The organism is Streptomyces sp. NPDC085927 (genome assembly GCF_044540975.1).
Classification (GTDB): domain Bacteria; phylum Actinomycetota; class Actinomycetes; order Streptomycetales; family Streptomycetaceae; genus Streptomyces; species Streptomyces hirsutus.
This window is the reverse complement of sequence record NZ_JBITSN010000017.1, coordinates 52,113-69,768: the sequence shown is the minus strand read 5'-3', so window position 1 is coordinate 69,768 and position 17,656 is coordinate 52,113. Positions and strand designations below refer to the sequence as shown.

16 protein-coding genes, 1 pseudogene and 1 riboswitch are annotated in these 17,656 nt (G+C 70.7%); of the genes and pseudogenes, 10 read left to right on the top strand and 7 right to left on the bottom strand.

What is annotated here, in order from left to right; genetic code table 11:
• The first annotated feature begins 16 nt into the window (after positions 1 to 16).
• The 8 genes from pyrH to ACIF80_RS31830 all read left to right on the top strand — a co-directional run bounded on the left by pyrH (position 17) and on the right by ACIF80_RS31830 (position 8,846).
• The gene (gene pyrH, locus ACIF80_RS31865; RefSeq protein ID WP_055593126.1) at positions 17 to 772 is read left to right on the top strand and encodes a UMP kinase; all 756 of its coding nucleotides are present in this window, start codon (positions 17 to 19) and stop codon (positions 770 to 772) included.
• A 181-nt stretch (positions 773 to 953) separates the two neighbouring features.
• The gene (frr, locus tag ACIF80_RS31860) at positions 954 to 1,511 is read left to right on the top strand and encodes a ribosome recycling factor (RefSeq protein WP_399810989.1); all 558 of its coding nucleotides are present in this window, start codon (positions 954 to 956) and stop codon (positions 1,509 to 1,511) included.
• A complete protein-coding gene (locus tag ACIF80_RS31855; protein WP_399810986.1) occupies positions 1,511 to 2,635 on the top strand; it encodes a phosphatidate cytidylyltransferase in 1,125 nt (374 codons plus the stop codon). Before frr ends, ACIF80_RS31855 begins: the two co-directional genes overlap by 1 nt.
• Before the next feature lie 286 nt (positions 2,636 to 2,921).
• Entirely contained in the window at positions 2,922 to 4,028 is a 1,107-nt protein-coding gene (rlmN, locus tag ACIF80_RS31850; RefSeq protein ID WP_399810983.1) for a 23S rRNA (adenine(2503)-C(2))-methyltransferase RlmN, read from the top strand.
• A 48-nt stretch (positions 4,029 to 4,076) separates the two neighbouring features.
• Positions 4,077 to 4,182, top strand: a riboswitch (TPP riboswitch).
• A gap of 84 nt (positions 4,183 to 4,266) precedes the next feature.
• On the top strand, positions 4,267 to 5,349 hold the full coding sequence (locus ACIF80_RS31845) for a thiamine ABC transporter substrate binding subunit (protein ID WP_399810981.1): 1,083 nt from the start codon (positions 4,267 to 4,269) through the stop codon (positions 5,347 to 5,349).
• Between the two features lie 47 nt (positions 5,350 to 5,396).
• The gene (locus tag ACIF80_RS31840; protein ID WP_399810979.1) at positions 5,397 to 6,998 is read left to right on the top strand and encodes an ABC transporter permease; all 1,602 of its coding nucleotides are present in this window, start codon (positions 5,397 to 5,399) and stop codon (positions 6,996 to 6,998) included.
• Complete coding sequence (locus ACIF80_RS31835) at positions 6,999 to 8,024, top strand: ABC transporter ATP-binding protein (RefSeq protein WP_399810977.1); 1,026 nt, start codon at positions 6,999 to 7,001, stop codon at positions 8,022 to 8,024.
• Positions 8,025 to 8,048: 24 nt separating this feature from the next.
• Complete coding sequence (locus ACIF80_RS31830; RefSeq protein ID WP_399810974.1) at positions 8,049 to 8,846, top strand: maleylpyruvate isomerase family mycothiol-dependent enzyme; 798 nt, start codon at positions 8,049 to 8,051, stop codon at positions 8,844 to 8,846.
• A gap of 83 nt (positions 8,847 to 8,929) precedes the next feature.
• Here ACIF80_RS31830 and ACIF80_RS31825 read toward each other — a convergent pair whose 3' ends face one another.
• The 7 genes and pseudogenes from ACIF80_RS31825 to ACIF80_RS31795 all read right to left on the bottom strand — a co-directional run bounded on the left by ACIF80_RS31825 (position 8,930) and on the right by ACIF80_RS31795 (position 15,306).
• Positions 8,930 to 9,658 carry an LAETG motif-containing sortase-dependent surface protein gene (locus ACIF80_RS31825; RefSeq protein ID WP_399810972.1) on the bottom strand — a complete coding sequence of 243 codons (729 nt, stop codon included), beginning with the start codon at positions 9,656 to 9,658 and terminating at the stop codon, positions 8,930 to 8,932.
• 147 nt (positions 9,659 to 9,805) lie between these two features.
• Positions 9,806 to 10,084: pseudogene (locus ACIF80_RS31820) on the bottom strand (Rossmann fold nucleotide-binding protein); the annotation flags it as partial.
• 351 nt (positions 10,085 to 10,435) lie between these two features.
• Positions 10,436 to 10,843, bottom strand: a complete 408-nt coding sequence (locus ACIF80_RS31815) for a VOC family protein (protein ID WP_399810969.1) — start codon at positions 10,841 to 10,843, stop codon at positions 10,436 to 10,438.
• Between the two features lie 140 nt (positions 10,844 to 10,983).
• Positions 10,984 to 12,423, bottom strand: coding sequence for a hypothetical protein (locus ACIF80_RS31810; RefSeq protein ID WP_399810967.1), 1,440 nt, complete (start codon positions 12,421 to 12,423; stop codon positions 10,984 to 10,986).
• Complete coding sequence (locus ACIF80_RS31805; RefSeq protein WP_399810964.1) at positions 12,405 to 13,154, bottom strand: ABC transporter ATP-binding protein; 750 nt, start codon at positions 13,152 to 13,154, stop codon at positions 12,405 to 12,407. The genes ACIF80_RS31810 and ACIF80_RS31805 overlap by 19 nt, the downstream gene beginning before the upstream one ends.
• Positions 13,155 to 13,411: 257 nt before the next feature.
• Positions 13,412 to 14,785: an aspartate aminotransferase family protein gene (locus ACIF80_RS31800; RefSeq protein WP_055593115.1), complete on the bottom strand. Its 1,374-nt coding sequence runs from the start codon at positions 14,783 to 14,785 to the stop codon at positions 13,412 to 13,414.
• A 2-nt stretch (positions 14,786 to 14,787) separates the two neighbouring features.
• A complete protein-coding gene (locus ACIF80_RS31795) occupies positions 14,788 to 15,306 on the bottom strand; it encodes an Lrp/AsnC family transcriptional regulator (protein WP_399810961.1) in 519 nt (172 codons plus the stop codon).
• A 181-nt stretch (positions 15,307 to 15,487) separates the two neighbouring features.
• Here ACIF80_RS31795 and ACIF80_RS31790 point away from each other — a divergent pair, with 181 nt between their 5' ends.
• Both ACIF80_RS31790 and ACIF80_RS31785 read left to right on the top strand, forming a co-directional pair.
• Positions 15,488 to 16,927 (top strand): gamma-aminobutyraldehyde dehydrogenase, encoded by a 1,440-nt coding sequence (locus tag ACIF80_RS31790; RefSeq protein ID WP_399810959.1) that lies wholly within the window; start codon positions 15,488 to 15,490, stop codon positions 16,925 to 16,927.
• Positions 16,928 to 17,126: 199 nt separating this feature from the next.
• Positions 17,127 to 17,654, top strand: coding sequence for a hypothetical protein (locus tag ACIF80_RS31785; RefSeq protein WP_399810956.1), 528 nt, complete (start codon positions 17,127 to 17,129; stop codon positions 17,652 to 17,654).
• The last annotated feature ends 2 nt before the right edge of the window (positions 17,655 to 17,656 follow it).

Below are 17,656 nucleotides of genomic sequence, written 5' to 3'. Positions count from 1 at the left end.
AGAGGCGGGATCCCCGATGACCAAGGCTGAGAAGAGCGACGACGGCACAGTGCACGGACGGTTTCTGCTGAAGCTGTCCGGAGAGGCCTTCTCCGGTGGCGGAGGCCTCGGCGTCGATCCCGACGTGGTGCACGCCATCGCACGCGAGATCGCGGCGGTCGTCCGTGACGGTGCCGAGATCGCCATCGTCATCGGCGGCGGCAACTTCTTCCGCGGTGCCGAACTCCAGCAGCGCGGCATGGACCGGGCCCGCTCGGACTACATGGGCATGCTCGGCACCGTGATGAACTGCCTCGCGCTCCAGGACTTCCTGGAGAAGGAGGGCGTGGACTCCAGGGTCCAGACCGCCATCACCATGGGTCAGGTCGCCGAGCCCTACATCCCGCTGCGGGCCGTACGGCACCTGGAGAAGGGCCGCGTGGTCATCTTCGGTGCCGGCATGGGCATGCCGTACTTCTCCACCGACACCACCGCCGCCCAGCGTGCCCTGGAGATCGACGCCGAGGCACTGCTGATGGGCAAGAACGGCGTGGACGGGGTCTACGACTCCGACCCGAAGACCAACCCCGACGCGGTGAAGTTCGACCACCTCGGGTACGGCGAGGTCATCACGCGTGATCTGAAGGTCGCCGACGCCACGGCCGTCACCCTGTGCCGCGACAACAAGCTCCCCATCGTCGTCTTCGAACTGCTGACGGAGGGCAATATCGCGCGCGCCGTCAAGGGTGAGAAGATCGGCACACTGGTGGGTGACCCGACGGACCGGAAGTGACCGGACCACAAGCACCCGTCCGAGGGGTGACGCCCCCGGGGGACGGACGGGACGGGCCGGGCCGGGGGATGGACAATGTCCCACCGGTCGGGAACCGTGCAGGAAGAAGACGCGACGCAGCCGGCCGCCGCCCCGACAGGGAACCGCGGCCGGGCCTACTCAAGACACGCAGGAGCAAGTGGTGATCGAAGAGACCCTCCTCGAAGCCGAGGAGAAGATGGAGAAGGCCGTCGTGGTCGCCAAGGAGGACTTCGCCGCGATCCGCACCGGCCGTGCGCACCCGGCGATGTTCAACAAGATCGTGGCCGACTACTACGGCGCACTGACGCCGATCAACCAGCTGGCCTCGTTCTCCGTGCCCGAGCCGCGCATGGCCGTGGTCACGCCGTTCGACAAGAGCGCGCTGCGCAACATCGAGCAGGCCATCCGGGACTCCGACCTGGGCGTCAACCCGAGCAACGACGGCAACATCATCCGCGTGGTGTTCCCGGAGCTGACCGAGGAGCGCCGCCGCGAGTTCATCAAGGTCGCCAAGGCCAAGGGCGAGGACGCCAAGGTCTCCATCCGCGCCGTGCGCCGCAAGGCCAAGGACAGCATCGACAAGATGATCAAGGATGGCGAGGTCGGCGAGGACGAGGGCCGCCGTGCGGAGAAGGAGCTCGACGACACCACCGCGAAGTACGTCGCCCAGGTGGACGAGCTCCTGAAGCACAAGGAAGCGGAACTCCTCGAGGTCTGATGAACGACTCTTCCTGGGGGGCGCCGCAGGCCGGGTACTGGGGGCCGCCCGACCAGGGGCCCGTCCAGGGAGCTGTCCCGGCGGGTCCCCCGTACGACGCGCACTACGCGCAGCAGACTCGCCCCATGCCGGTCGTGCCCGGTGAACCCGAACACGGCGGTGGTCAGGAGGCGGACCAGGGGGCCGCGCGGCCGAGCGGCCCCCTGGTCCGAGACGAGCCGACACGGGCGCGTCCCCACCCCGGGGAGATGCCGCAGAATCCGGAGCCCATGTCCGACACCCCGCAGCCGGCGCCCCCGCCGCAGAAGAAGAGCGCGGGGCGTGATCTGCGTGCCGCGATAGGGGTCGGTGTCGGGCTCTGTGTGCTGGTCGCCGTGTCGCTGTTCGTCGTCAAGGCCGTCTTCGTCGGCGTCGTCGCCGTCGCCATCGTGGTGGGCCTGCGGGAGCTGACCAAGCGGCTGGAAGAGCGCAAGGGCATCGAGGCGCCGTTCGTTCCGCTCGCGGCCGGCGGTGCGGCCACGATCGTCTCCGGGTACGTGTGGGGCAGCGACGGCGCGTGGATCGCGATGGCGCTCACCGCGCTGGCGGTGCTGGTCTGGCGGATGGCCCAACCGCCCGAGAACTACCTCAGGGACGTCACGGCGGGGGTCTTCGCCGCGTTCTACGTGCCGTTCCTGGCGACCTTCGTGTCGATGATGCTGGCCGCGGACGACGGGCCCTGGCGGGTACTGACGTTCATAGTGATCACGGTCGTCGCCGACACCGGTGCGTACGCCGTCGGCTGGCGCTTCGGCACGCACAAGCTCGCTCCGCGCATCAGCCCCGGCAAGACCCGCGAGGGCCTGCTGGGCGCGGTCGGGTTCGCCATGGTGGCGGGTGCGCTGTGCATGCAGTTCCTGATCGACGACGGCACCTGGTGGCAGGGGCTGCTGCTCGGGCTCGCGGTCTCGGTCAGCGCCACCCTCGGCGACCTGGGCGAGTCCATGATCAAGCGGGACCTCGGCATCAAGGACATGGGCACCCTGCTGCCCGGTCACGGCGGCATCATGGACCGCCTGGACTCCCTGCTGCCGACGGCGCCGGTGGTGTGGCTGCTGCTGGTGGTCTTCGTCGGGTCCGGGTGAGGGAAGGTCACGGCGCCGCGCGGCGCCGGCCGCACAGGGACACAGCAGGACCGCCCGGACTCCCTGCTGCCGACGGCCTCGGTGGCCGGCTGCCGGTGGTCTTCGTCGGGAGCTGACCCGGTCGGCCCCGGCACCCTTCGAGCCCCCGCGCCCTGTCGGACGCGGGGGCTCGCGCCGTCCTGGAAGGGCTTTGCCGGAGAGACTTCGGCAGGACGTCCCAGGCGGTCCGGGGCCCCGCGGCCGGTCCGCGCGGTCACCCCAATGGATCTGCGACACTGGTACAGCCATGCCTAAGCCCGGAGAACTGACCTTTGTCGCGCCGCGCGGATCCAAGAAGCCGCCGCGGCACCTTGCCGACCTCACGCCCGCCGAGCGCAAGGAGGCGGTCGCAGCGGCCGGTGAGAAGCCGTTTCGGGCCAAGCAGCTCTCGCAGCACTACTTCGCGCGGTACGCGCACGATCCGGAGCAGTGGACCGACATTCCCGCCGGGTCCCGGGCCAAGCTGCGGGAGGCGCTGCTTCCCGAGCTGATGACGGTCGTCCGGCATCTGTCCACCGACCAGGGCACCACCCGCAAGACGCTGTGGAAGATGTTCGACGGAACCCTCGTCGAGTCGGTGCTCATGCGGTACCCGGACCGGGTGACGATGTGCATCAGCTCGCAGGCGGGCTGTGGCATGAACTGCCCGTTCTGCGCGACCGGGCAGGCCGGTCTCGACCGGAACCTGTCCACCGCGGAGATCGTGCACCAGATCGTGGACGGGATGCGGTCGCTGCGGGACGGGGAGGTTCCCGGCGGACCGGCACGGCTGAGCAACATCGTCTTCATGGGGATGGGCGAGCCGCTCGCCAACTACAACCGGGTCGTGGGCGCCATCCGCCGCCTGACCGACCCCGAGCCGGACGGCCTCGGGCTGTCCCAGCGCGGGATCACCGTGTCGACGGTCGGGCTCGTGCCGGCGATCAACCGGTTCTCCGACGAGGGCTTCAAGTGCCGCCTGGCCATCTCCCTGCACGCGCCCGACGACGAACTGCGCGACACCCTCGTCCCGGTGAACACGCGGTGGAAGGTGCGCGAGGTCCTGGACTCCGGGTTCGAGTACGCGGCCAGGTCCGGGCGGCGGCTGTCCATCGAGTACGCGCTGATCCGGGACATCAACGACCAGGCGTGGCGCGGTGACCGGCTCGGGCGGCTGCTCAGGGGCAAGCCGGTGCACGTCAACCTGATCCCGCTCAACCCGACGCCCGGTTCCCAGTGGACCGCCTCGCGGCCCGAGGACGAGAAGGCGTTCGTGGACGCGATCGCCGCGCACGGTGTGCCGGTGACGGTCCGGGACACCCGTGGACAGGAGATCGACGGGGCCTGTGGTCAGCTCGCCGCGAGCGAGAGGTAGCCTGGCCGGCACAAGGACGACAACTGCATACCGGGTAACCACACGTTCATTTTCCGACAGGGGAGCGCCACAGCGCTGAGAGTGCGGCATCGGCCGCAGACCCTCCGAACCTCGCCCAGGTCATTCTGGGTAGGGAGATCGGTCATCACTCGAGCTGTTGCGCCCTGCCCGGGACACCTGTGAGGGGTCCCGGGCAGGGCCGCGTCTCTTCCTGGTCACCCCCAGGAGGAAAAAACCGGTGAACATCACCAAGAAGGTCACGATCCTGGCCCTCGGGCTGGGCCTGGTCACGCTGTCCGCCTGCGGCTCGTCCGACGGCGGAGGCAGGAGCGACGGCGGGTCGAAGACCGTGACCCTCGTCAGCCACAACTCGTGGGCCGCGTCCAAGGACGTCGTCGCCGCCTTCGAGAAGGAGTCCGGCTACAAGCTCAGGGTCCTGGAGGACGGCGACGCCGGGCAGGCCGTCAACAAGGCGATCCTGACCAAGGACAACCCCCAGGGCGACGTCTTCTTCGGCGTGGACAACACCCTGCTGTCCCGAGCCCTCGACAACGGGCTGTTCCAGCCGTACGAGGCGAAGGACTCCGACTTCGTCCTTCCCGGGCTCCGGGCCACCGGGGCCGGCCACCGGGTCACGCCCGTCGACACCGGTGACGTCTGCGTCAACTACGACAAGGAGTGGTTCAGCGAGCGCGACCTGGCCCCGCCGCGGACCTTCGACGACCTGATCAAGCCCGAGTACAAGAACCTCCTCGTCACCGAGAACGCCTCCACCTCCTCGCCCGGCCTCGGCTTCCTGCTCGGCACCGCCGCGAAATACGGCGACGAAGGCTGGACGGATTACTGGAAGAAGCTCAAGGCCAACGGCGTGAAGGTGGTCGACGGCTGGGAGCAGGCCTACAACGAGGAGTTCTCCGGCTCGGCCGGCGGCAAGCAGGCCAAGGGCGACCGGCCGCTGGTGGTGTCCTACGCCTCCTCCCCGCCCGCCGAGGTGATCTACGCCGACCCGAGGCCGAAGACCGCTCCCACCGGTGTCGCCGACGGCACCTGCTTCCGCCAGGTCGAGTACGCGGGGCTGCTCAGCAACGCGAAGAACCCCGAGGGCGGGAAGGCACTGCTCGACTTCCTGCTCACCAAGGAGTTCCAGGACGACATGCCGCTGAACATGTTCGTCCACCCGGTGCGCGAGGGCGCCCAGGTGCCCGAGGACTTCGCGAAGTACGGTCCGCAGGCCAAGAACCCCGAGACCATGGACCCGGCGAAGATCGCCGACCACCGTGACCAGTGGGTCAAGTCGTGGACCTCGCTCGTACTGAAGTGAGCCGAGCCGCGGCGAGGCGGCGTGGGACCGCGGCGCGGCTCGGTCTGATGGCCGTGCCCGTCGCGTTCTTCGCCGTCTTCTTCGCCTACCCCGTCACCGCGATCGTCGCGCGAGGACTGAAGACCGACGGGGTCTGGCAGATCGGGCGGATCGGGGAGGTGCTGGCGCAGTCCGACGTCCGGCAGGTGCTGTGGTTCACCACCTGGCAGGCGCTGGTCTCCACCGCCCTCACCCTCCTGATCGCCCTGCCCGGTGCGTACGTCTTCGCCCGCTTCGACTTCCCCGGCAAACAGCTGCTGCGGGCCGTGGTCACCGTCCCGTTCGTGCTGCCGACGGTCGTCGTCGGTACGGCGTTCATGGCGCTCGTGGGGCGCGGCGGGCTCCTCGACGAGCTGTGGGGTCTGCGGCTGGACACCACCGTGTGGGCGATCCTGCTGGCGCACGTCTTCTTCAACTACGCCGTCGTCGTGCGCACCGTCGGCGGACTGTGGGGACAGCTCGACCCGCGGCAGGAGGAGGCCGCGCGGATGCTCGGCGCCTCCCGGTTCACGGCCTGGCGGACCGTCACGCTGCCCGCCCTGGCGCCCGCCGTGGCCGCCGCCGCGCTGATGGTCTTCCTGTTCACCTTCACCTCGTTCGGTGTGGTGCAGATCCTCGGCGGGCCCACCTTCGCCACCCTGGAAGTGGAGATCTACCGGCAGACGTCGGAGATCTTCGACCTGTCCACCGCCGCCGTCCTGACGATGATCCAGTTCGTCGCGGTGGGCGCGATCCTCGCCCTGCACGCCTGGACCGTACGGCGGCGGGAGACCGCGCTGCGGCTGGTGGACGCCTCCCAGACCGCGCGGCGGCCGCACGGCACCGGGCAGTGGGCGCTGCTCGCCGGGGTCGTCGCCACCGTCGCCGTCCTGCTGCTCCTGCCGCTCGTGGTGCTGGTGGAACGGTCCTTCGGCGACGCGGGCCTCGGCCACTACCGGGCGCTGACCCGCGACGACGGGGGCGTGTTCCTGGTAGCGCCGATCGAGGCGGTCGGCAACTCCCTGCGGTACGCGGTCGCGGCCACCGTCATCGCCGTGGTGATCGGAACCCTGGCGTCCGTCGCGCTCACCCGGCGGGACGCGGGACCGCTGGTGCGGGGCTTCGACGCCCTGCTGATGCTGCCGCTCGGGGTGTCCGCCGTGACCGTCGGCTTCGGGTTCCTGCTCGCCCTCGACGAGCCGCCGCTGGACCTGCGTTCCTCCTGGATCCTGGTACCGCTCGCGCAGGCACTGGTCGGTGTCCCCTTCGTCGTACGGACCATGCTGCCCGTGCTGCGGGCCGTGGACACGCGGCTGCGGGAGGCGGCGGCGGTGCTCGGGGCGTCGCCGTGGCGGGTGTGGCGGGAGGTGGACCTGCCGATGGTGCGACGGGCCGTACTCGTCGCGGCGGGGTTCGCCTTCGCCGTGTCGCTGGGGGAGTTCGGGGCGACGGTGTTCATCGCGCGGCCGGACAACCCGACACTGCCGGTGGCCGTGGCACGGCTGCTGGGCCGGCCGGGGGAGCTCAACTACGGGCAGGCGATGGCCCTGTCGACGATTCTGATGATCGTGTGCGCGGTGGCGCTGCTGCTCCTCGAGCGGCTGCGGACCGACAGATCCGGGGAGTTCTAGATGCTGTTGAGCCTCGAGGGTGCCACCGTCCGCTTCGGCGGGCGCGCGGTGCTGGACGCCGTGGATCTCCAGGTCGCCGAGCACGAGACCGTGTGCGTGCTCGGGCCCAGCGGCAGCGGCAAGTCCACCCTGCTGCGGGCGGTGGCCGGACTGCAGCCCCTCGACGCGGGACGGATCTCGCTCGCCGGGCGCGACCAGGCGGGCGTGCCCGCACACCGGCGCGGGGTCGGGCTGATGTTCCAGGACCACCAGCTGTTCCCGCAGCGGGACGTGGGCGGCAACGTGGCCTTCGGGCTGCGGATGCACGGTGCGTCTCGCAGGGAACAAGCAGACCGGGTAAGGGAGTTGCTGGAGCTCGTCGGACTGCCCGGGGCGCGGGAGCGGGCCGTGGCCGCCCTGTCCGGCGGAGAGCAGCAGCGCGTCGCGCTGGCCCGCGCGCTGGCACCCAGCCCTCGGCTGCTGATGCTCGACGAGCCGCTCGGCCAGCTCGACCGCTCGCTCCGGGAGCGGCTCGTCGTCGAACTACGGGAGCTGTTCGGCCGGCTGGGCACCACCGTGCTCGCCGTGACGCACGACCAGGGTGAGGCATTCGCCCTGGCCGACCGGGTCGTGGTGATGCGGGACGGGCGGATCGCCCAGTCCGGTACGCCACTCGAGGTGTGGCAGCGCCCGGCCGACGCGTTCGTGGCCCGCTTCCTCGGCTTCGAGAACGTGGCCGAGGCGACGGTCACCGCGGACGTCGCGGTGACGCCCTGGGGCAAGATCCCGGTGCCGGCGGACGCCCCGCAGGGCACGCGCACCCTGCTGGTCCGGCCCGCCGGCGTCCGTCTGGTCCCGGACGGGGAGGGCCCGCGCTGCACCGTCACCGCGCGCACCTTCCGCGGCACCCATGTCGCCGTCCGCCTCCAGCCGGGGGACGGCGACGGGCCCCGCCTGGAGGCCGCCTGCGCCCTCCGGACGGCACCGGAGGTCGGGGACGAGGTCGGAGTGGAGTTCGACGCGGCCGAAATTGTCGTGCTCGGGTAAGCGTTCCTCTCTAGGGTGAGCGGCATGACACCCCTCGCGCACGACCGCTACTGTGACGAAATCGCCGACCAGGTAGGCCGGTTGCGGTCCGTGGTGACCTCGGGGGCCGATCTGGGCGGCACGGTGCCCACCACCCCGAAATGGTCGCTGGAGCAGCTCGTCCGGCATGTCGGCGGCGCGCTGCGCTGGGCCGCGCTGATGGTGCGCACCCGGGCCGGGGAGGAGATCCCCGAGGAGCGGGTGCCGGGATTCGACGGGCCCGGCGTGCGGGGCGAACCCGCCGCGCTGGACGCGTGGCTGGCCGAGTCCGGCGAACTGCTAGTCGAGGCGCTGCGGGAGGCCGGGCCGGACGCCGGGGTGTGGAGCTGGGCGGGAATCTGCAACGCCGGGTTCTGGGCCCGCCGTATGACGCACGAGATGACCGTGCACCGCGCGGACGCGACCCTCGCCGCCGGGCTGCCCTACGAGGTCGCGCCCGATGTCGCCGCCGACGCGATCGACGAGTGGCTGGAGATCGTGCAGTGGGCGCAGCGGACGCTGCCGGAGGACGCGGCCCGGGAGCTGCGCGGCCCGCACCGGAGCATCCATCTGCACGCCACCGACACCGGCCCGGAAGTGAACGCGGAATGGAGCATCGAGCTGACCGAGGAGGGCATCTCCTGGCACCGCGGCCACGAGAAGGCCACGGTCGCCCTCCGCGGCCCGCTCACCTCCGTGCTCCTCGCCTTCTACCGGCGACTGCCCCTCGACGCACCCGAGGTGGAGGTGCTGGGCGACCGGGAGCTGCTGGAGTTCTGGCTGGAACGGGCGACGTTCGGGTGAGGTGAACCACCGGGGGCGACGGCTCCGGCACGGCGATGGCCCGCCCCTTCCGGGACGGGCCACCACATCATGTCCTCGAGGCGTCAGCTGTCGCTGTTCGCCCCACGACGGCGCATGCCGAAGAAGACCGCACCGCCACCGACGGCGACCAGGGCCGCCGCGATACCGGCGATCAGGCCGGTGTTGGAGTCGGCGCCGGTCTCGGCGAGGTTCGACTCACCGACGGCGGGCGACGGAGCGTTGTCCGAGGTGTCCGCCGGAGCGGTGGTCTCGGGCTCGGACTCCGACGGAGTCGGCGTGCCGGGCTCCTCCTCGTCCTCGGGCGGGGTCGAGGCGGAGTCCGACGGCGTCGGAGCGGGCTCCGACGGAGCCGGGGGCTCCTCCTCTTCCTTGCAGGCCGTGGCCGGGGTGGTCAGGTTCGGCTTGATGTCCTCGTCCACGTAGGGCTTGGCCTTGACGTGGATGCGGTACTCCGCGTTGGGCTGCCAGTCCTCCTCGAAGGTGATGGTCACACCCTCGCGGGAACCCTTGACGACCTGCTCGCCGATCTTCTTCTCGTCGGCACCGTTGTTCTCCAGGAACACGGTGACGGTGGCGGGCACGCCCGCCGGGTCGACGTCGGTGACGGTGATGACACCCTTGTCACCGACGCACTTCGCCTCGGCCGAGAACTCGTTGATGTTGCACGCGGCCGCGCTGCCGGCGAGGCCGATGGTGAGTGCGGCCGACGCGGAGACGACACCGAGGGCGCGTACGGTGCGTGCGACGGTACGGCGCGAGGCCGTACGGCGTGATACGGACAGAACTGTCACGTTTGTCCTTTACGGGATACGCAAATGCGGGGGGTTGAGGGAGTGTTGATGAAGCATCAGCACCCCCATGAGGCTCCCAGGTCTATAAGCGTCGCATAAGTAGTGTCAACGCATATGCCGACAGCAGGCCATCGCTTTACCGATTCGTTAACTGCCCATGCGTTTCAACGCCTCAGGGGCCTCCTCGATCCGGTCGACCAGGGCGATGCGCGCCTCCGTCGAGCGCTCCCGGGCGAGCGACTGAAGCAGCGGCCGGGCGGGCAGCTTCTCCGTCCGGTGCGACCGGTTCACCAGCACCATCGGGGTCAAGGCGCCGTGCGACTCGCAGTGGTTCGGCGTGGTGTTGTCGAAGATCTCCTGCGCGGTGCCGGCCGCACCCGGCAGGAAGACCACTCCCGCGGTGCAGCGGGCCGGCAGCCCGTCCTTGGAGGCCCCGCTCGAGCGAAGCCGGGAATGGGGGAAGGGCCGCGCTGGCGAAGTGCTCGGCCGTGCCGAGGAAGACGGCGCCGGCGGTGCCGGTGGTGAGCAACTCCGGTATTCGGTCGATCAGTTCGAGGGACTGGATCCGGAACCCGGCGAGTGTGCCGCGGGCCGAGACGATCGCGTCGAACTCCTCGGGCGTCTCGATCTCGTGGTCACTGTGGTTGCCATGAGGGGCGGCGTGGGCGGGAGTCGGCTTCACCCGCCCACGCCGGGAGGTGGACCGCGGCGGGAGGCCGGGTGCCGGAGTGCCCGGCCGCCGAGGCCCTTCCGGCCCGGTTCGGTCCAGGTCTGCCCTCAGCCCTCCAGTGCGGACGGGTCCATCCACACGATCTCCCAGGTGTGGCCGTCCAGGTCGTCGAAGGCGCGGCCGTACATGAAACCCTGGTCCTGGGTCTCCCCGCTGACCGAGCCGCCCGCCGCGAGGGCCTTCTCGACCAGCTCGTCGACCTTCTCGCGGCTCTCGGAGCTCAGGGCCAGCAGCACCTCGCTGGTCCTGGTGGGGTCGGCGATCTCCTTCTTCGTGAACTCCGCGTAGCGCTGCTTGGTGTGCAGCATCACGACGACGGTGTCGCTGATCACGACGGAGGCGGTGTTCTCGTCGCTGAACTGTCCGTTGATCTCGTAACCGAGCGCCGTGAAGAACTTCTTCGAGGCATCGAGGTCGTTGGCGGCCAGGTTCACGAAGATCATCTGCTGCGTCATGGAGGTGCCTCTCCCGTGGGTCTGCCGGTCCCTGAGCGGTCCCGTGCCGTGTTGTTCGAGGGGGTGGACCGGGGCCGCGTACGGAACTCATCGCCCCGCGGAGATTTTCCTCGGGATTCCGGGGTGGGTGGTGCGCGGCCTCACAGGGCCAGGGGCAGTGCCGACAGTTGGGCCACGATCACGGTCAGCGGACCGAACAGGGCGAGGAGCGCGCCGGCCCTGAGCGCCGCGGCCCGGCGCGGTGTCGAGGCGGGAGCCCCGAGACGCAGCAGCGCCGCCGTGGTGCCGGCCTGCGCCTGCTTGGCCTCGACAGCGGCCGTCAGCAGCGTCGCCACGGTGCAGCCGGTCACCAGGAGCACGCCGAGCAGGGCGAGGGGGCCGGCCGGCCGGCCGTCGGCGTAGTACAGCGAGCTCAGGGCGTACGTGCCCGACAGCACGGCGCAGACCACGCCCAGCGGACGGCCGATCCTGGTGGCCTCCGTCATGAGGAGCCGTCCGGCCAGCAGGCGCAGGGCACCCGGGCGGACCGACTGGAGCAGCCGGCCGCACAGATGGGTGAGGCCGGGACCGGCCAGGGCCAGGCCGACGGCGGCCAGCACCAGACCGGCCGGCGCGCCGGGCCGGTCGCCGGGCGCGGTGCCGGCGCCGGTACGGCTCGCGTAGGCCCCCACGGCCAGGCCCACGGCCAGGACCGCGATGCCCCAGGGGAGACCGGACGGTGCCGTGCCGGTGCCGGACGCCGGGGCCGCGGCCGCCGAATCGGGGTCGCCCTCCGTGCCGTGCGGCCCGTGCGCCCGCTCGGGGTCCTGCCCCGGAAGGTCCGCCCGCAGCCGATCCTGCTGTGTCTGTGTCTGTGTCTGCGTCTGCGTCTGTGCCTGGGCTTGTAGTTGTGCCTGTGCCTCCTCCGGCGTGCGCTGCTGGGCGGCGGACGGGCGGCGGCCCTGGGCCGCCGTCTCCAGGTGCCTGCCGAAGCGCCCGTACGCCCCGAACGTCTCCCGCGCGGCCGTGGCACGGTACGCGCCGAAGCGGCCGTACGCCGTCCGCTCCGAACGGGACGGTCCCGCCGCCCGCTCTCGCGGGCGCAGCGCCACCGCCACCGCCACCGCGGCGCTCCCCGGCACCAGCGTCAGCAGGGTCAGGGTCGCCGGGAGCGGCAACGGCCGGCCGGCGGCCAGGAAGTCGGTGCCGGAACCGTCGAAGGGCGTGCCGGTGAGGTCGCCGCGCAGGTGGAGGAAGACGAGCAGCGCGGCCACCGACCCCAGCGCGGAGGTCAGGGCCGTGGTCGTCGCGGAGATCGCCATCAGCCGGACCGGGCCGAGGCCGAGCGCCGAGAGCCCGGGCCGGGGCCTGGTCCCCGGGTCGGTCCGCGCCACCGCGACCGCGAAGTACACCGTGGCTGCCAGCGGGGCCGCGCACCAGACCAGCCGGAGCAGCGAGGCGGACGGTGCGCCCGGGTGGCCGATCGCGTGGCCGAGGGCGCACAGCAGCAGAAAGCCCGTGCCCGCCGAGGCCGCGACGACCAGGAAGCGGCGCAGCTGGACGGCCGGTCGGGCACCTCGGGTCAGACGGAGAGCGAGCACGCGGCCCGGTCCTCCGTCTCGGCGGTCCCGGGGACCGGAGGCAGATGCACGGTGCGCACCTGGCGCCCGTCGAGCAGCGACACCGTGCGGTCGGCGAGGGCGGCGGTGTTCGCGTCGGCGGTGGCGAGGAGGACCGTGATGCCGTGCGAACGGGCCGCCGTGGTCAGCGTGCGCAGGACGTGCCGCCGGTCGGCGCGGTGCAGCGGGGCGGTCGGCTCGTCGGCGAACAGCACCGAGGGGGCCGGGGCGAGTGCGCGGGCGATGCAGACCCGCTGGCGCTCCGCGTGCACCAGGTCCCCGGGGCGCTTGCGGGCCTTGTCGCCGATGTCGAGCCGCTCCAGCCACTCCAGGGCCGTCGCCCTGGCCGGGCGGCGGGCGATGCCGCGCAGCATCAGGGGGAGGGCGGCGTTCTCCCAGACGTTCAGCTCGGGGACGAGCACCGGCACCGGGTCGATCCAGCCGAAGCGCTCCCGGCGCAGCCGCTCGCGGGCGGCCGGGCTCATGGTGTGCACGGGCACGCTGTTGAACCAGACCTCGCCGCCCGCCACGGGCACCAGGCCGGACAGGCACCGCAGCAGGGTCGTCTTGCCGCTGCCTCGTGGTCCGCCGACGGCGAGGATCTCGCCCTCCCCGACACCGAGCGAGACCCCGCTCAGCCCGGGTGAGCCGTCGTTGTGCCGGAAGTGCAGGGCGCGTGCCCAGAGCACGTCGTTGTCCGGTGGGGCCACCATGGCGTACACCTCGGTTCGGATCAGAAATGCCGTGCGAGATTCGTGAATCCCCCATGCGGGGGAACGAAAGCAGAGCCGATCGGTCACTGGGCACGCTAGGCAGCACGCGACGGGACGCCGGACAGCACGCGGCCCCGAACCGCCGTTTCTCACTCGAACGGGCGGCACCGGGGCCGTATTCGATCATTCCAGCCGAAGATCACAGCGGAAGCCCACGACTGGGGCTCACGGCTGAAGAGCGCAGTGCGAGTGCGGGGTCACAGCTTCGTCCATGCCTCCTCCAGGGTGGCGCGCAGGATCTGCTCGATCTCGTCGAACGTCTCCTGGTCGGAGATCAGCGGCGGGGCGAGCTGGACGACCGGGTCGCCGCGGTCGTCGGCACGGCAGTACAGGCCGTTCTCGTACAGCTTCTTGGACAGGAAGCCGTACAGGACGCGCTCGGTCTCGGCGTCGTCGAAGGTCTCCTTGGTGTGCTTGTCCTTGACCAGCTCGATGCCGTAGAAGAAGCCGTTGCCGCGGATGTCGCCGACGATCGGCAGGTCGTACAGCTTCTCCAGCGTGGAGCGGAAGGCGCCCTCGTGGTCCAGTACGTGCTGGTTGAGGCCCTCGCGCTCGAACAGGTCGAGGTTGGCGACGCCCACCGCGGCCGAGACGGGGTGGCCGCCGAAGGTGTAGCCGTGCAGGAAGACGTTGTCCCCCTGGTAGAACGGCTCGGCGAGGCGGTCGGAGACTATGCAGGCGCCGATGGGGGAGTAGCCGGAGGTCATGCCCTTGGCGCAGGTGATCATGTCCGGGACGTAGCCGAACTTGTCGCAGGCGAACGTCGTGCCCAGGCGGCCGAAGGCGCAGATGACCTCGTCGGAGACGAGCAGGACGTCGTACTGGTCGCAGATCTCGCGGACCCGCTGGAAGTAGCCGGGCGGCGGCGGGAAGCAGCCGCCGGCGTTCTGCACCGGCTCGAGGAAGACCGCGGCGACCGTGTCCGGGCCCTCGAAGAGGATCTGCTGCTCGATCTGGTCGGCGGCCCAGCGGCCGAACGCCTCGGGGTCGTCGCCGTGGATCGGGGCCCGGTAGATGTTGGTGTTCGGCACCTTGCGGGCGCCCGGCACCAGCGGCTCGAACGGGGCCTTCAGAGCCGGCAGGCCGGTGATCGACAGGGCCCCCTGCGGGGTGCCGTGATAGGCCACCGCGCGGGAGATGACCTTGTACTTGGTCGGCTTGCCGGTCAGCTTGAAGTACTGCTTGGCGAGCTTCCAGGCGGTCTCCACCGCCTCGCCGCCGCCGGTCGTGAAGAAGACCTTGTTCAGGTCGCCCGGCGCCTCGTGGGCCAGCCGCTCCGCCAGTTCCACGGCCTTGGGGTGGGCGTAGGACCACACCGGGAAGAAGGACAGTTCCTGCGCCTGCTTGAAGGCGGTCTCGGCGAGCTCGACCCTGCCGTGCCCCGCCTGGACGACGAACAGGCCGGCGAGACCGTCGAGGTACCGCTTGCCCCGGTCGTCGTAGATGTGGGTGCCCTCGCCCCGGACGATGGTGGGCACGGGGGAGTTCTCGTACGAGGACATGCGGGTGAAGTGCATCCACAGGTGGTCGTACGCGGCCTTGCTGAGGTCCTTGGGGCTGTCGGTGCTCACGATTATCGGGTTCCCCACATGTAGGTCTGCTTCTTGAGCTTGAGGTAGACGAAACTCTCGGTGGAGCGCACGCCGGGCACGGCCCGGATGCGTCGGTTGATGACCTCCAGAAGGTGGTCGTCGTCCTCGCAGACGATCTCGACCATGAGGTCGAAGGAGCCCGCGGTCATCACCACGTACTCGCACTCGTCCATGGCGCTCAGCGCGTCGGCCACGGACTCCACGTCGCCCTCGACATTGACGCCGACCATCGCCTGCCGGCGGAAGCCCACCGTGAGCGGGTCCGTGACGGCGACGATCTGCATCACGCCCTGGTCGAGCAGTTTCTGGACGCGCTGGCGCACGGCCGCCTCGGACAGGCCGACGGCCTTGCCGATGGCGGCGTAGGGCCTGCGGCCGTCCTCCTGGAGCTGCTCGATGATGGCGAGGGAGACGGCGTCCAGGTGGGGACCGCCGCCGTTCCTGGACTCGCGGGAGTCCCTGGGTTCTGCGCTTCGACTGGCCACACGGTCACTGTGCACGAGGTCTCGATCGTTCCGCAAGGCGCATTCGATGAAATCCGTTGTTGCGAGGGTTAATGTTTGCGGATTTCGCAGACCTGGGGTGGTCGGGGGTGTTGAATGCGTCAGGGGTCCGTCTAGGGTGGGTGTCTCAGAGGTTGGACACCTCGGACACCCACGAGGAACACCGGGAGGCCCTGCAGTGAGCACCGAGCTGCGACGTCTGCGCAACTACATCGGCGGCGCGTTCCGTGACGCCGCCGACGGACGGACCACCGAGGTGGTCAACCCCGTGACCGGCGAGGCGTACGCGACCGCGCCGCTGTCCGGGCAGGCCGACGTGGACGCCGCGATGGCGGCCGCCGCCGAGGCATTCCCCGGCTGGCGCGACGCCACGCCGGCCGAGCGGCAGAAGGCCCTGCTGAAGGTCGCGGACGCCATCGAGGAGCGCGCCGAGGAACTCATCGCGGCCGAGGTGGAGAACACGGGCAAGCCCATCGGGCTGACCCGCACCGAGGAGATCCCGCCGATGGTCGACCAGATCCGCTTCTTCGCGGGCGCGGCGCGGATGCTGGAGGGCCGCTCGGCCGGTGAGTACATGGAGGGCCTGACCTCCATCGTGCGCCGTGAGCCGGTCGGCGTCTGCGCCCAGGTCGCCCCCTGGAACTACCCGATGATGATGGCCGTGTGGAAGTTCGCCCCGGCGATCGCGGCGGGCAACACGGTCGTCCTCAAGCCCTCGGACACCACCCCGGCCTCCACGGTCCTGCTCGCCGAGATCCTCGGCTCGGTCCTGCCGACGGGCGTCTTCAACGTCGTCTGCGGCGACCGCGACACCGGCCGCATGATGGTCGAGCACGAGACCCCGGCGATGGCGTCCATCACCGGTTCGGTGCGGGCCGGCATGCAGGTCGCCGAGTCCGCGTCCAAGGACCTCAAGCGCGTCCACCTGGAGCTGGGCGGCAAGGCGCCGGTCGTCGTCTTCGAGGACACCGACATCGCCAAGGCCGTGGAGGACATCTCCGTCGCGGGCTTCTTCAACGCCGGGCAGGACTGTACGGCCGCCACGCGTGTCCTCGTCCACGAGTCGATCCACGACGAGTTCGTCACCGCCCTCGCCAAGGCCGCCGCCGACACGAAGACGGGCGCCCCCGACGACGAGGACGTCCTCTTCGGCCCGCTCAACAACGCCCACCAGCTGGCCCAGGTCGAGGGCTTCGTCGACCGGCTGCCCGCGCACGCGCGCGTGGAGGCCGGCGGCAAGCGCGTCGGCGACAAGGGCTTCTTCTACGCGCCCACCGTGGTCTCGGGCCTGAAGCAGGAGGACGAGATCGTCCAGAAGGAGGTCTTCGGCCCGGTCATCACCGTCCAGACCTTCACCGACGAGGACCAGGCCGTCGCGTACGCCAACGGCGTCGAGTACGCGCTGGCCTCCTCGGTGTGGACCAAGGACCACTCCCGCGCCATGCGCATGTCCAAGAAGCTCGACTTCGGCTGCGTGTGGATCAACACCCACATCCCGCTGGTCGCGGAGATGCCGCACGGCGGCTTCAAGAAGTCCGGCTACGGCAAGGACCTCAGCGCCTATGGCTTCGACGACTACACGCGCATCAAGCACGTGATGACCTCGCTCGACGCGTAGGCGTTCGCGACCGGCCCCGCCCGGGCGGCGGAGCCGCACGCCGGTTCAGCCCCGCGCCCCTTCCGGGCGCGGGGCTTCTCGCGTGCGCCCGCCGGTGCGCCCGCCGGTGAGAGGTGAGCACGAGAAGTGCGCGGAGTGCGGAGGGAGTTCACTCGACCCCGGTTTTTGAACACGTTCAACAAGGGCGTATGTTGCCGCCATGAGCGACAGAGCCGCCCTGCTCAAGGGCATTCGCGCCTGGCTGGTCTTCTTCGTCGTCTGCCTGGTGCTCAGCGGCGCCACGGCCTTCCCCCTGGTGCACGAACTGCGCTGGACCGAGGAGGTGCTCCGCTCCCTGGGGGCACCGGAGTACCTTCCCGCCCTCATGGAGTGGATCGAGCGGGTCCGGGACGGACTCGACGCCGCCGACGCCGAGTATCCGTTCCTCCTCTACGGCACCGACTGGCTGGCCTTCGCCCACCTGGTGATCGCCGTCGCCTTCTACGGCCCCTACCGCGACCCGGTCCGCAACATCTGGGTCGTCGAGTTCGGCATGATCGCCTGCGCCGGCGTCATTCCGCTCGCCCTCGTCTGCGGCCCGGTCCGCGGCATCCCCTTCTGGTGGAGCGTCATCGACATGGCGTTCGGGGTGTTCGGCGTGATCCCGCTGTACGCCGTACGGAAGAAGATCAAGCGGCTGGAGGCGGTCGCCCCGTACGCCGTGCCGGCCCCCGCCGCTTCGGCATGATC